General features: G+C 49.1%; 14 protein-coding genes. 4 read left to right on the forward strand and 10 right to left on the reverse strand.

Annotation, left to right across the window (positions count from 1 at the left end; all coding sequences use genetic code 11):
- Positions 1–24: 24 nt before the first annotated feature.
- From R3B84_10765 to R3B84_10775, 3 genes are read left to right on the forward strand one after another with little or no spacing between them, the layout of a single operon-like run.
- Entirely contained in the window at positions 25–354 is a 330-nt protein-coding gene (locus tag R3B84_10765; protein ID MEZ6141041.1) for a metalloregulator ArsR/SmtB family transcription factor, read from the forward strand.
- Between the two features lie 27 nt (positions 355–381).
- Positions 382–1200: a ThiF family adenylyltransferase gene (locus R3B84_10770; GenBank protein MEZ6141042.1), complete on the forward strand. Its 819-nt coding sequence runs from the start codon at positions 382–384 to the stop codon at positions 1198–1200.
- A 43-nt stretch (positions 1201–1243) separates the two neighbouring features.
- Entirely contained in the window at positions 1244–2011 is a 768-nt protein-coding gene (locus tag R3B84_10775; protein ID MEZ6141043.1) for a DNA alkylation repair protein, read from the forward strand.
- A 13-nt stretch (positions 2012–2024) separates the two neighbouring features.
- On the opposite strand, the gene R3B84_10780 is transcribed toward R3B84_10775, so the two are convergent.
- Both R3B84_10780 and R3B84_10785 read right to left on the reverse strand, forming a co-directional pair.
- Positions 2025–3482 (reverse strand): YdiU family protein, encoded by a 1458-nt coding sequence (locus R3B84_10780; protein MEZ6141044.1) that lies wholly within the window; start codon positions 3480–3482, stop codon positions 2025–2027.
- Positions 3483–4394, reverse strand: coding sequence for a ThuA domain-containing protein (locus tag R3B84_10785; GenBank protein MEZ6141045.1), 912 nt, complete (start codon positions 4392–4394; stop codon positions 3483–3485).
- A gap of 450 nt (positions 4395–4844) precedes the next feature.
- Here R3B84_10785 and R3B84_10790 point away from each other — a divergent pair, with 450 nt between their 5' ends.
- Positions 4845–5279, forward strand: a complete 435-nt coding sequence (locus R3B84_10790; GenBank protein MEZ6141046.1) for a DUF2784 domain-containing protein — start codon at positions 4845–4847, stop codon at positions 5277–5279.
- 8 nt (positions 5280–5287) lie between these two features.
- On the opposite strand, the gene R3B84_10795 is transcribed toward R3B84_10790, so the two are convergent.
- The 8 genes from R3B84_10795 to R3B84_10830 form a co-directional block, all read right to left on the reverse strand.
- Positions 5288–6709 (reverse strand): sulfatase, encoded by a 1422-nt coding sequence (locus R3B84_10795; protein ID MEZ6141047.1) that lies wholly within the window; start codon positions 6707–6709, stop codon positions 5288–5290.
- 82 nt (positions 6710–6791) lie between these two features.
- Complete coding sequence (locus R3B84_10800) at positions 6792–8057, reverse strand: radical SAM protein (protein MEZ6141048.1); 1266 nt, start codon at positions 8055–8057, stop codon at positions 6792–6794.
- A 205-nt stretch (positions 8058–8262) separates the two neighbouring features.
- Positions 8263–8943: a hypothetical protein gene (locus R3B84_10805; protein ID MEZ6141049.1), complete on the reverse strand. Its 681-nt coding sequence runs from the start codon at positions 8941–8943 to the stop codon at positions 8263–8265.
- Between the two features lie 30 nt (positions 8944–8973).
- Positions 8974–9429, reverse strand: a complete 456-nt coding sequence (locus tag R3B84_10810; GenBank protein ID MEZ6141050.1) for a hypothetical protein — start codon at positions 9427–9429, stop codon at positions 8974–8976.
- A gap of 35 nt (positions 9430–9464) precedes the next feature.
- Complete coding sequence (locus tag R3B84_10815; GenBank protein MEZ6141051.1) at positions 9465–10406, reverse strand: hypothetical protein; 942 nt, start codon at positions 10404–10406, stop codon at positions 9465–9467.
- A 57-nt stretch (positions 10407–10463) separates the two neighbouring features.
- Positions 10464–10682: a hypothetical protein gene (locus R3B84_10820; protein MEZ6141052.1), complete on the reverse strand. Its 219-nt coding sequence runs from the start codon at positions 10680–10682 to the stop codon at positions 10464–10466.
- A gap of 6 nt (positions 10683–10688) precedes the next feature.
- Positions 10689–11735, reverse strand: coding sequence for a GTPase domain-containing protein (locus tag R3B84_10825; protein MEZ6141053.1), 1047 nt, complete (start codon positions 11733–11735; stop codon positions 10689–10691).
- A gap of 142 nt (positions 11736–11877) precedes the next feature.
- Entirely contained in the window at positions 11878–13143 is a 1266-nt protein-coding gene (locus R3B84_10830; GenBank protein ID MEZ6141054.1) for a DUF1501 domain-containing protein, read from the reverse strand.
- Positions 13144–13367: the final 224 nt, after the last annotated feature.

A 13367-nucleotide genomic window follows, 5' to 3' on the forward strand; every position in this document is an offset into this window, starting at 1 on the left:
TGATATTGAAAGTAGTTGGTACGCATGAAGAAAATGACTCAGGAACAATACAGTCACCTTGCCCGTTGGTTTCAGGTTTTAGCAGATCCTACTCGACTGGCCATTATGTACGCTCTGCAGAAAGAGAGCAAACGAGTGAACGATCTGGTGGAATTGTTGGGCGCAAAACAGGCAAACGTCTCCAAACAGTTGGGCATTCTGCATTCTGCGGCTCTGGTCAGCCGCCAGCGAGATGGCACCACCGTGCATTACAGCATTGCCGATCCGATTGTTTTTGAAATATGCGATCTGGTGTCCTCCAAACTGCAAAACGATCTTCGGGATCAAATGGCAATGTTCGGCGAAGAACAGTAACCGCTTGCACCCAGGTGGGGGCTGTTCATGGCCACAATTTTCATCGCTGGGGTGGGCTCAGGTGGCATGTCTGTGCTCGATTTAGTGGCACGCGATCCGCTTGTCACTGAAATTATCCTGATCGATCCAGATTTCTATGCCCCCCACAATGTGCAGCGGCATTACTTCCCACCCGTCGATGTGGGCATGCTGAAAGTGGAACTTGCCAGGCGCTGGCTACAGGCAATGCGGCCGGAACTAAGCATTATCGCGGAACCGATTGACCTGCTCGATTCTAACCACCATGACTGGTTGGCTGATGTGAGCAACCGATGCGATCTGGGTATCTGTGCGGTCGATCGCGAACCTGCCAAGTTTCAATTCGACTTTTTGATGCGTACTGCCCACAAACCCTGGACACTGGGCGAGGTGCTCGCCGGCGGTATTGCTGGCTGGGTTCATTTGTTTCTGCCCGGTTCTGCCTGTTATGGCTGTGTCTGCAGCTACTTGAAGCGGGAAATCGAACTGGTTCAGGAACCAGTTCCCAATTACTCACAGCAAGAAAGCACATTGCCAGCAACCAGCATTCCGGCCAGTCGTGCGGCAATCAGCACAATGGGCAGTCTGCATGCCCACAGCAGCCTGCAACTGTTGCATCACCAGGAGTTGCCTTTTTCCAGCTTGCTTTTCCCGCTGCAGGTCGTGCCGGAAATATTCACCATTCCTTATCAGGCATTGAGTTACCAGTTTTCGCCACTGCCCGAGTGCCTGTTTTGCAGTGGGAGTTCCGCCGCGCCTGATGCGGAAAATCAAACCATGGACCAGCTATTGACAAGTCGGCTGCAGCAGTTGGGCGAAAACGGTTAAGCTGCTAAAAAATCGTCTGGTACCCATTTTCAGCAGGCATCTGATGGCGAAAGCCCGAAACACCCACTCCCGAAGCAAAGTATCGCCAGAAATTGTGCAGCAATTGAATCTTGGCACACGTGCTCCCGCCAACCTGATGGAAGGTTTGGTGGTAGATTTCGCCACGTTAATGAAAAACGCCTGCCCACGTGTTTCGGAAAGTCAACTGTTGAGATTTACGGCAGATTCTCCCACGATCACGAGACGAATGGCTATCGGTGGGCAGATTGTGCGGGAAATCTATGGCACCGACCTGGAAGAACTGTTACTCCACCCATCAGACACCGTGCGAGGCTGGGTAGCATTCGCCTGGCAACTGGAAGAAAGCTGGGACCTGGCTGCACGCATCAATCGCTTTCGGCCACTGGCAATCGATGAGCATTTTGGTGTGCGGGAATGGGCCTGGATGGCATTGCGACCACATCTCGTCGCAGACCTGGATAGTGCAATTCAACTTCTCAACCCTTGGGTAGTGGATGAGAGTCCGTTCGCTCGACGATTTGCCGTCGAAGCCACACGCCCACGTGGGGTGTGGTGCAGCCACATTACCGAATTGAAAACCCACCCGGAACGTGCTCTGACTTTATTGGAACCATTGCAGACCGAACCGGAAAAGTACGTTCAGGATTCTGTAGCCAACTGGCTGAATGATGCTTCAAAAACCCAGCCACAGTGGGTACAGCAAATATGTCAACGCTGGCTGAAAGCCCACCCTGCTGAAAAATCGACCGCACGAATCTGCCAGCGGGCCACCCGTAGTATCAAGGCTTAGCACCAGCACACGTTTACGTCCCACAGTAGGTGCGGTAGCGGGGCTGGTTTTCATCGGGCGATGCAGCAAAGCCTATATCCGATGGCACATCAAACGGTTTTTGCAGCACACTTAACAACTGATGAAAGGGCTCGTAATCGTTTTCACGTTCTGCAGCCTGCAAAGCATCTTCCACCAACGCATTCCGTGGGATCACCACCGGATTGACTTGCTGCATTCGCTGCACTGCCGCGTTGAACCCACCTTCTTCATGGGCAGTACGTGCCTGCCAACGTTTACGCCAGGCAGCGAAATCTGCATCATCCGCACAAAAAGTGGGTAGAGGCAACGAACGAAACGTATTGGTAAAGTCCTGCTTTTTGTCCTGCATCCATTCCAGCAACTGCACAATCAACGCTTCATCATCAGGCAATTCCTGCTGCAGGCCCAGCTTTGCCCGCATCCCACGCAGAAAGTATTGTTGAAAAACAGTTTCAAACGATTCAACCGCCTTGGTGGCAAAATCAACCGCATCATCGAGATCAACTGACAACATCGGAATCAGCGTTTCGGCAAAGCGTGCCAGATTCCACTGGGCGATTTTCGGCTGGTTGCCATAGGCATATCGGCCATGATCGTCGATAGAACTGAACACCGTATTCACATGGTAGCGATCCATGAAAGCACACGGCCCATAATCAATTGTTTCGCCTGAGAGTGCCATGTTATCGGTATTCATTACTCCGTGGACAAATCCCACGCACTGCCATTGGGCAATCAGGCGGGCCTGGCGATCAATGACTGCGTGTAGAAACGCACGATACCTTTCTCGATCTTGAAACGCCAGCAATTCAGGATCGTGCCGCTGGATGGTGTAGTCAGCCAGGATTTTCAGGTTTTCCACATCCCGACGTGCGGCAAAGTATTGAAACGTGCCCACGCGGATGTGGCTGGCAGCAATTCGGGTCAGGATGGCACCGGGAAGCATTTCATAACGAAATACCGGCTTGCCCGTGGTTACCACTGCCAGGCTGCGGGTGGTTGGAATATCCAGGGCGTGCATTGCTTCGCTGATTAGATATTCCCGCAACATTGGCCCAAGCACTGCCAGGCCATCACCACGTCGAGAGTAGGTGGTGGGCCCCGATCCTTTGAACTGGATATCCAGCAATGTGCCATCTGGCGTGCGATGCTCGCCAATTAACATCGCCCGCCCATCACCCAGTATGGTGAAGCCACCATACTGATGACCGGCATACGCCTGGGCAATGGTGTTGCTGCCCGCGGGAAGCTGTTTGCCGGAAAAAATTTCCGCAAGTTCCTCATCCGAACACTCACGGAAATCCAGCCCCATCTCCTCAGCAAGTGCGTGGTTGAACATCGCTAACGCAGGCTTCCCCACAGGTGCGGGCTGTGCCTGAGAGAAAAACGCTTCGGGCAATTGGGCATAAGAATGTTCAAACTTCCAGCCTGGATCGTGCAGCACAGCCATTTATTTCTTCTTTCCTTTCGGATCGAGGTTTTTCTTCATCTCTTCATCAGTTACTTCAGAAGCAACGCCATTCTGGGGCACATCCACTTTGCTGATCCACAACAGGGCATTCAGCACCAGCTTTCGGAAATCGTTGTTCTGCCAATTAATATGGAAGTGGCCACCGGTAAAGCCAACACCACGCCCACCATCAGGCCGTTCGGTGCACCACATCACATGCTCTGGTCTGCCTTTGGCTTCCTGGATGTGCTTGTAAGGCCCTTTCGGATAAACATAAGGGCCATCACGTGTAGCATCGGTCGGTGTGGCTGTTAAAATGGGTGTCACGCCCTGCAGTTCTGGCCGAAATCGCATGTTAAAGTACCATTCATCAAAGATGGCGAATGGCTTCACCCCACGACAGATCGGATGATCGGGCAGTTTGGTGAACTCGGCTTTCCACATGGGATTGCACGACCATTCATGTTCGTAGCACCCACCAATCCAGGTGCGGAACGCATCGCCCGGCTTCCCCTTGGGCACTTCCACTCCAAAGTGGCAGCAGAACAAACCCACGCCTTTGGCAATTAATTTGTCGATCCGCGGAATCCGTTCACCCTGAATCAGGGGATGTCTGCCCCCACCATCGGCGTAGACGAAAATGGCATCCGCCCCATCCAGCATGGAGTCGTCTTTGGGATAACCGTTCAGCACAATTTCCACATCCAGCCCAGCAATTCCTTGCAGGCACTTTTGAAACAGCAGCACCCCGGCGTTATGTTCGTGCATGCCAGGCCCGTGGCTGGGGGTGCCCGCAATCATCACGAGTTTCCGTTTTTTGGTGGGTTGTTCTGCCATCAATGGGAAGCCCACTGCGGAGGCAATAGTGGCACTGCCAGCAGCAAGAGCAGTACGACGAGAGGGAAGGAACATACGATCTCCAAACTGGTATGACAAAGTAATTGTTGGTACCGTTATCTTATCAGGCGATTCCACAACCAGGTGGGGTGCCCAACCATGCCAGAAAGTTAGCATGGATTTAATTTCACTTGTATATAATATATCCACGAGGTCATTCAAAAAAGAAGTTTTTTCACGTTATGTGGCTATTCTGAAAGAAACGAATCATCGTAAGTGATTAATTTGAAATAACTTGCAATTGAATAAACTTTTTTGTGAATTTTTACAAAATCGATATCACCCCATGGAATGAGTTGCGAATTTATAGTGTACAAAATGGTATTTTATTGGCAGATTTGCGAATGGTCGGAGCGCACCGGCGACACTGTGTGAAGTGATTTAACAGACATTTTACATCGCCTTGTGCAATTGCCTGATATGATTTCATTATTCGACTGGCACTGTTGAGGCAGGGCTGATTTTATGTACGGATTTTTCGCCGATTGCGTTGTTTTTGTACACGTTTGCTATGTTGCGTTCGTGGTACTGGGTCAATTATTCATCATGATCGGCTGGTTGCGGGGCTGGCAAGTCGCACGCAATTTCTGGTTTCGCATTACCCACCTGATCCTGATTGGGGTGGTTGTTTTTGAAGAAATCATCGATGTTCGCTGTCCTCTTTCGATCTGGGAACAACGCCTGCGGGAACTGGCAGGGCAGCCCACCAACAGCGATACTTTTCTGGGCAGAATGATGCACGCACTGATTTTTCATGATTGGCCACCTTACGTGTTCACGATTCTAAACGTAACGATGGGTACGATCATCCTGATCACGTTGAACTTCTTTCGCCCACGCTGGCCTGCGTTTGTGCGTCGGAGACTAACCAGGAAACCAGGTGCGTACGAAGTGGTCTGATGGTTTGCTTATTTTTGTTTTGGCTTGAGGTGATTGTCCAGATCTCTTCTCAAACGTGCAACGATTTCCGGATTGTCCGCAGCAATATTCCTGGTTTCCCCAGCTGTCGTTGTGTGATCGTATAACTCTGTCGAACCATCACGATGCTGAATCAGTCGATAACGATCAGTGCGAATGGTTTGAGCATTCCCAGTGTAGGAAACAGCGGCCCCACCGATCTCCTTCGGATCTCGCAGTGATTTCAACAACTGGTCGCGGTTCTTCAGAAAATCCGGGCGTTTCGTATCTGTCAGCTCGCAGATTGTTGGGAAAAGATCACGCGTTTCCACAATCGCACGAGTGGCTTCACCTGGTTTTTCTATCCCAGGGTAATGAATGATTAATGGCGACCGCAGCGATTCTTCGAAGAGGGAATGTTTGCCCCAGATCGCGTGTTCTCCCAGGTGCCAGCCATGATCGCCCCAGAGAATAATGATGGTGTTCTTTGCTGCGGGGGAATCATTCAGCGCGTTCAGCAGGTGACCAAGAGAAGCATCGGCATAACTGACGCATGCAGCGTAATGCCTGCGGACCTGAGTTGCGAATTCGGCATCCGTGTTTGGATTGCGATTCCACCGCTGATACTTCATGAACTCTCCAGAATTGTGCCACGTGGTCTTCCCTTTGGGTTTGTCGGGATGTGGTATTTTGGGCAGTTCGACATTGTCGTAGAGATCAAGGTATTTTTTTGGTGCACCGAACGGCAGGTGGGGGCGAAGGATTCCAACTGCCAGCAAAAATGGCTTTTCACCAGGCTGCCCCAACAGTTGGAGTTGTCGGATCGCCTCTGGAACGGTAACGCCATCCGGGTAGATCTCATCCCCACCGGCTTCTGCCTGAAAGACGGGCATTTCACCAACCTTTTCCCGAATCTGACCATTGGCCAGGCCATGCATCCAGCCACGTGGGTGCTTCCAGGCACCAGCAGGCAACAGATGCCGATCCCAGGCGCCAGGCATCTCGGGCTGTTCATCGTTGTTCCAGTCTGGTCCGCCACGCCCACCAGGGTGGTGCGATACTTTGCCGATGGAAACGGTCTGATAGCCGTGGTTCCGAAACCATTCTGGCATGGAGGGTGCGACCGCCTGTGGCTGGGTTTTCATTTGTGCGGCCCGACGAAACAAGGCATCATTGCCAGCGGGGCCGTAGCTGCCAGTCAGCAATGTATAACGGGAAGCTCCACAGGTGGGGGCCTGCACATAATGGCGGGTAAAGATCCGACTGCGTTTTGCCAGCGCATCGATATGCGGGGTTTTGATGTACCCCACACCATAGCAGCCCAACTCTGGCCGCAAATCATCCACACAGATCAGCAGGATGTTTGGCGGTGCGGCAGCTACTGCAGAAACACTGAAAGTGAATAGTATCAGGAAAATCAAGTAAAAGCGCATAATGTCAATTCCCTGGAAATGTAATGGTAGTTTTCAACTGAAAGTTATTGGAAAGACTTTGATGAGCATTTCGCAATAATATCTATGATTTCGCTGTGCTGCCAAGCTTCAACAATCCCGGTGCAGATGTGGTGCTGTGATCGTGCCCGCGGTACACTCCAAAGTCGTTGAAGAATAATCGCTTGGCGATGCGGTACAGAATATTCTTTTCCGGCACTTCCATGTTGGGCAGATATTGCGATGTCTTGGTGGTCATCTGCTGCAATTCTGCCATTGCCGTTTTACGTGCGGTAGAATCGGTGGCATCATGCTTCTTGATCACCAGTTCCAGCAGATCCGGGCGTTCCAGCACAATGCAGCCACGGGTGCTTTCCTGGCTGACCTGGCGAAAATCCCTTAGAAAGGCAGATTGCAAGAACTTGTCCCGCAGGTGCCGTGGGTCTTTTTCGTGCAGGATCGATTCCTTGGAAAACTGCACAATGGGGCATGGCTCGATATCGCCCCACGGATTGATATGATGGCTGATCCCTGTCGCAGCCGGGCACAGTGCCTGGCCTTCGCCATCGTAATAGGCATCCACAATCACGATCGGTTTTTTTGCCCGCATGTTCACCACGAATTCGCGGGCCTTCTTCGCCTGTTCTGGTGTCAGGCACATGTCCGGGTTGGGGTTTGGCCCCATCGGTCGATACACATGAAACCAGGTGTACATCACGCCCATTTCAATCAAGCGATCCACCCAGCGTTCCTGCAGCAGATCGTCGAAGTTCGTTTTGCACAGGCTGGTGCAGACACCTGTCAGCAGATTGTTCTTCAAACAGTTCTGGATGCCTTCCATCGTCTTGGACAAGACATTCATTCGCCCACGACGTTCATCGCTGATGATTTCCGTGCCTTCCACGCTGATCAGTGGGGTAACATTTCCCATGCGTCGCAGGCGTTTGGCTTTTTCATCGGTGATAAAGTGGCCGTTGGTAAAGATCTGAAAATAGCAATCGGGGTGGGCTTCCAGCATTTCAAATATTTTGGGGTGCATAAACGGTTCGCCACCCACAATGCCGAAAAACACATTCCCCATCTGCTTGGCTTCACGCACCAGACGGTGAAAAGTTTCTGGTTCCATTGCCTGCTGTTTGTGGGCAACATCCACCCAGCACCCCTGGCAACGCAGGTTGCAGGAATTAATGATCGATACATACAGGAACGGTGGGAAAAATTCCCCACGTTTCAGTCGCACGCGGTGCCGTAAGACCGACAGGGAACCTTTCACGCCCATGTTCCACATCAGTTTCCACAATAACCGTTTATCTGTTTCGAGCAGTGCCCGCTTTGCCATCTGAAAAATCATCACTCACCTGTCCCACATGATGTGGGGAAAGTTCTCTGAATCGGGCAGCCGCACCGGTCTTGAAAACCGGAGTAGGCCCAACGCATATTAATATTGCCATTTGAGGTGCGAAATATTGTGAAGATTGCCACATTTTCGCAAAATGGCGGAAAAAAGCTGGAAATTGTTCTCATTTGGCTTTCATTTTTGCCCAAAACAGCCATTTTCATTTGCCCGCGGGCTGATAGATGGTCAGTTTGCGAATGCGGCAGGTATCGTCAAAGGTGCCAAAACCAATTCGTCCTTTGCCGAAGGATTTGTCGTTGCCCACCATGATTGGCTTGGTGAAATCTTCGAAAAACACTTCGTAATCGCCCGTGCTTGCTGTGCGAACAATCCGCACCTTCTTCCAGGCATTGGAGCCCCACGTATTGCCTTTGTTGGTTGTTGTCGCATTCTTGATCCGTGGGGCCTTATTCACCACAAACACGTTGTTGGCGTGATCATCTGCCTTACTGGCAATGTGGCAGTAATAAAACTGGTCCGGATTCTGATAGCCAAACACAAACACCATATCTCGGTGGCCATATTCTTTGCAGGTCGACTGCACTTCGTAGTCGACGATAAAATCCCCCACCGTGGGGGTCTTCAATAACGCCAGATTAAACGGGGAGCGATGGGTTGGCTTGTATTTGCTGGCTTGAAACTGCTCCACAAACTTTTCGCCATCTTTCTCCACCCACTTCCAGGCTTTGGCATCAGTCAGGTCGAAATCTTCGAGAGATTTTGCAGACGTAAACTCTTGCTGGTAAAGGATTTTGCCAGGTTCCGCACCTTGTAAGCTGGCGCCCACCCATAGGAAAGTAAAGAGCAGACTGTGCGGCAGAAAAAAAGCGGTGCGATGCATGGAGAGATCCTTTTTCTGAATGAGGATAATCTATTTTCCGAAGAAGTAGCCAATTAATGCAATCACGATAGCTACTAATGCTGCAGCGATTTCAAGGTATAATTTCAAGTATGATAATTTACTGTGAGTGGATTCTGAAGTGCTGTGTGTGCCTGATGGTACGTCAGCAACTGTTACAACGGGGCACACAATATCCTGAACCAGTGTGCGTTGAGGAGTTTCGTTTTCAATGGAAACTTCCGATGCATTCTGTGCATTCAGAAAATCATTAGAACTAGTTTGTTCTAAGTTCTCTGGTGGATTACAAACAATGGTTCTCTCTCGCTTGGATGGGATGTTGGCCGGTTGTCGAAAAGGATCTGGGCTATGTTTGTGTACTTTAGGGAGATTAAAGCGGTAACCACATACTGCACAATTAGCAGACCTGCCCGCCATTGCATCTGGATATTCGCTGCTGCTGGTACAATTTCTGCAATTTAAAATCATAAAACACCAAAATTACGGCAATCGATAACTCGATCTCAAAGATCGGTCCACGCTACAGATAGAAGCAATTGATCTAATGCAGGATCCATTTTAGGCACAAATTGTGTTAAATGATTCCATTTATTGTGTATTTTATCAGTAAAGTCTGAATTGCCAAATAAGCTACCCACTAACCAATTGCTTCTTGATTCAACAATTCTGTGCAACAAGATCATTGGATTATCTCTTGAGGTATCAAACAACCAAATAATGTTGGATCGTTTGAGAGTTGGAGTAGAAATCAGTAGCCGGTTCTTGGCACTTATGACTAAGTTGCTTCTTGATTCATGGCGAAATGAAAAGCGATTCAGTAACTCACACGCATTCACTTTGTCATTAGGCAACCATTTAGAAATGGTGTTTTTTGTGAAAAAAGTGCCATCAGGCAATGAAAGAATAAACTCATCAGCTAACATCGAAATGTCACGAAACTTGGCTTCAACTACTGATTGGTACAACTTTACTAAATTACGATGATCATGTGAGAGTTGAGAAGGATTGTTGTTTGTAACAATTGGACGCACAGGGACGGGTTGTGGTTCATCTAAGTGCACATCAATTTTGAAATCATAGGTGCCTTCGCGCTCTGGACGTATTGGACCTAGCAACTCCAAAACATTCTCAACCAACTCTGGGGTTGGTTTGGTGCGTGTTTTTAAATATGCGAGTTTTAGAATTGAAGGATTACGGCCAATAGCCTTACGGTTAACGCAGAACGGATCTGTTGTACGTATTCCAATTAGCCAACCATCAAAGCATGGCTTTTCAAAACGAATAACACCATCTGTGCGTGATAAGTCAACTTTTAAGATGCTATCCACGCCGCTGTCCAACATTTGAAGAAAATTATTGGGAAGTGCATAGAAATTGTCTCGCGCCCAACCTTCTCCCTCGACAAACCACATATGTACAGCAACTGGCGCTTCAAATGTTTTCAATTAGATACAAATTGGATATAGTTAAAAACAAAAACTTAATTTTCAAGCAACACTTTATCATTGCGATATCTTTCGATATACAATTTTGCCTATGTAGCGAAATCCAAGGATACCACCTGCAATAGCACCAGCAATAGATAAAATTACAGCAAAATAAGGAGCCCACAGTTTACCGTGACGATACAAATTTTCATCTACTGATTTAGAATCATCCCAACAACCTGTTGTTAAAGAGATTGAAGTCACTGCAAAAAATATGGCAATTTTATTCTTCATAACTAATCATCTTGCCTTATCGGCGGCAACTAATAAAGGGATAGCGACTAATGCAAGGGGTATCATACAAGCGAGACCTGTGAGAATATATGGTAGAACAAACCCAATTCCCCACCCGATAAAATAACCTATGATTGCCCCAAGTGTTATACATAAGATAGCAAGTGTAACTTGTGTGTTGAATTCATTATTCTCAGCATCCTTAGCAATTTTTTCGATTCGTCGTACTTCGTCCTGTTGTTCAGTAATGGCTTGGTTTGCCAACTCTGCTGCACGAGGTAAGCCCCAGATTAATGGCTCATGAATCCACTTTGGGTTAATTGTGCCAGCAGTTGGCACGTTTTGTCCAGGAGCACAAGATGTTCCGAAACAAGAAACAGGAAAGACTTCGTAGAGATTGTAGTCCTTCAACGCTCTCAGCGCACGATGCATCCCACGCCAACGATCCTTCGAACTTAAATACTCTAATAATACAGATTGCATTTCGATCAAGTTGCTATTCATATGTTGTGAAAAAACCTGATCAACTTTGGTAAAGGCAACCGCCACTGGACGATTTTTACTTCCGTGCTGCGTTGAGGTTTCTTTGCATCGCTGTAGTATGTAGTCCAATGTGTTTAGTTGGTTAACTGCTTGCGAATCGTCGGAAAGATCAACCATTACCATCAACAAATCGCACTCGTCAATAAATTGTTCAAGACCAAGCTCCCTTGCCTGTTTGATCGTATCTTCAGATGCACCACGGTTGACCAGAATGCCAGCATAATCCATCGTATGGATTGCGTAACTAATAAGTACGTTTCCAGAAGCATCCTCTGTATGCATCTGAAATTTCAATTCGCTCGGGCGAGCAAGTCCAGTAGCGTCAGGGAGATTTCCTCTGTCCAGAGCTTCCCACATTGGATTTAAGTACCTGATGGTCGGCGAGTCCAGGTATCTAAATAGAACACCATCGAAATGAGCTTGTCTTCCGTATAACACAGTGTGCCATATTGTTTTTCCTGCTTCAGGTAGTCCTATCGTGCCTAACTTCAAAGAATATGTTTGGGCCATTAAAATGATCCACTTAAACTGCAGTCCGCTGGCAATGTAGATAGTTTAAAGTTATTTTAACAAGCGAACAGTTGTGCACAAGTCGTAATTTTTAGAAATTGTCACTTTTTTGACGAACCAATACTTTGTGCATCCGTGCAAATCACGCAAACAGTTCCGCAATCGGTTTGCCACCGTCGGTAATGGGAACTGGACGGGCTCCATCGTACAATTCGTGGGCTGGATCAATCCCCAGGCTGGCGTGGATGGTAGCATGAAAATCGGGAATGGATACAGGTGCTTCGAGGATTTTTTTGCCAAGATCATCTGTAACGCCCAAGGCTCCCTGGTGCTTGAGGCCACCACCTGCCAGCACCATGGAAAATGCCGTCCCCTGGTGGCCACGCCCGCCTCGACCGTCAAATTCCGGTGGGCGACCAAATTCCGTAGCAACCACAATCAGGGTTTTGTCGAGAAGTTTCTGCTGTTCCAGGTCGAGAATCAAGCCAGATAAGGCGGTATCCAGTTCCCGAATCAGCAGGTGCTGGTTGTCGATCCCTTCGTTGTGCACATCCCAACCGGTGCCATTGATAAAGTTCAAATTGTGGGAAACTTCAATGAATCGCACCCCCGCCTGCACTAATCGACGTGCCAGCAGGCAGCGTTGGCCGAATTCCCCACCATAGGACTGGCGGACGGTAGACGATTCTTGCTGTAAGTTGAAGTGGCGCATAAACTTAGGGCCAGCAAGCTGCAACGCTTTTGACTGTGCTTCCAGATATTGCTGCACATTAGCATCTGGCGTGGTGCCACTTTGATGAATATTTTTTAATAAACTTTCCCGGCGTGCGGCCCTCTTGGGATCCACATGTTCTGGTCGGGTAAAGCCTGCGGGGCCACTTTCGGTATCTACCAGATAAACGAAGCCACTGTTGGCACCAAGAAACCCCGGCCCACGGCTGACGTTGGGGTAACCGATCAGCATGTAGGCAGGCACATCGGGATTGGCCGCACCCCGCTGGTTGGCCACAATTGAACCAATGGAAGGATAGGTCACGGTGCCTGAAATCATTCGCCCAGTGTGTACCAGGTTGGTGGCAAAAGCGTGCTCATCGATCACTTTGTGGTTGACGGAACGCACAATGGTGGTGCGATCCATCAATTTTGCGGTTTGCGGGAGATGTTCGGCTACTCGCACCCCACGCACATTGGTTTCGATGGAATCGTACAGGGAGCCGGCCTTTTTATCCTTCCCCTTGGAAATGCCTTTGGCTTTGGGGTCGAAAGTATCCAACTGCCCCATGCCACCGCCAAGCCAGATAAAAATGCAATGTTCTGCTTTTCCACGCACGGTGGGCAGCGATTTAGCCTGCAGTGCCGCACCCACGCCCAGTGCGGTACTTGTTGCGAGAAATTTCCTGCGATCCATGGTTGAACTCAATGGGAAGGTATGTTGCATATATTTTACCACGTACTGCTCAGTGGCTCAACTGAAATGATTGGCACCAGAAAATTTATGCCAATAGCAGTTTCCACGTAATCCACGTCGCATCTAATAAGTTGGATTGCCAGATTAGCCGAATTGTACTGTCTTTGTGGCACCGAAATTGCCAGTTCTCTAAGCCCACTGCGACGCTCAGCGGAAACCTGGGT

It is taken from the genome of Zavarzinella sp., from assembly GCA_041399155.1.
In the GTDB taxonomy this organism is placed as follows: Bacteria; Planctomycetota; Planctomycetia; order Gemmatales; family Gemmataceae; genus JAWKTI01.

What these genes read in the sequence shown, in the direction of transcription:
- R3B84_10765 (MEZ6141041.1), top strand. Translation starts at nt 25, where the DNA reads ATGAAGAAAATGACTCAGGAACAATACAGTCACCTTGCCCGTTGGTTT.
- R3B84_10770 (MEZ6141042.1), top strand. Translation starts at nt 382, where the DNA reads ATGGCCACAATTTTCATCGCTGGGGTGGGCTCAGGTGGCATGTCTGTG.
- R3B84_10775 (MEZ6141043.1), top strand. Translation starts at nt 1,244, where the DNA reads ATGGCGAAAGCCCGAAACACCCACTCCCGAAGCAAAGTATCGCCAGAA.
- R3B84_10780 (MEZ6141044.1), bottom strand. Translation starts at nt 3,482, where the DNA reads ATGGCTGTGCTGCACGATCCAGGCTGGAAGTTTGAACATTCTTATGCC.
- R3B84_10785 (MEZ6141045.1), bottom strand. Translation starts at nt 4,394, where the DNA reads ATGTTCCTTCCCTCTCGTCGTACTGCTCTTGCTGCTGGCAGTGCCACT.
- R3B84_10790 (MEZ6141046.1), top strand. Translation starts at nt 4,845, where the DNA reads ATGTACGGATTTTTCGCCGATTGCGTTGTTTTTGTACACGTTTGCTAT.
- R3B84_10795 (MEZ6141047.1), bottom strand. Translation starts at nt 6,709, where the DNA reads ATGCGCTTTTACTTGATTTTCCTGATACTATTCACTTTCAGTGTTTCT.
- R3B84_10800 (MEZ6141048.1), bottom strand. Translation starts at nt 8,057, where the DNA reads ATGATTTTTCAGATGGCAAAGCGGGCACTGCTCGAAACAGATAAACGG.
- R3B84_10805 (MEZ6141049.1), bottom strand. Translation starts at nt 8,943, where the DNA reads ATGCATCGCACCGCTTTTTTTCTGCCGCACAGTCTGCTCTTTACTTTC.
- R3B84_10810 (MEZ6141050.1), bottom strand. Translation starts at nt 9,429, where the DNA reads ATGATTTTAAATTGCAGAAATTGTACCAGCAGCAGCGAATATCCAGAT.
- R3B84_10820 (MEZ6141052.1), bottom strand. Translation starts at nt 10,682, where the DNA reads ATGAAGAATAAAATTGCCATATTTTTTGCAGTGACTTCAATCTCTTTA.
- R3B84_10825 (MEZ6141053.1), bottom strand. Translation starts at nt 11,735, where the DNA reads ATGGCCCAAACATATTCTTTGAAGTTAGGCACGATAGGACTACCTGAA.
- R3B84_10830 (MEZ6141054.1), bottom strand. Translation starts at nt 13,143, where the DNA reads ATGGATCGCAGGAAATTTCTCGCAACAAGTACCGCACTGGGCGTGGGT.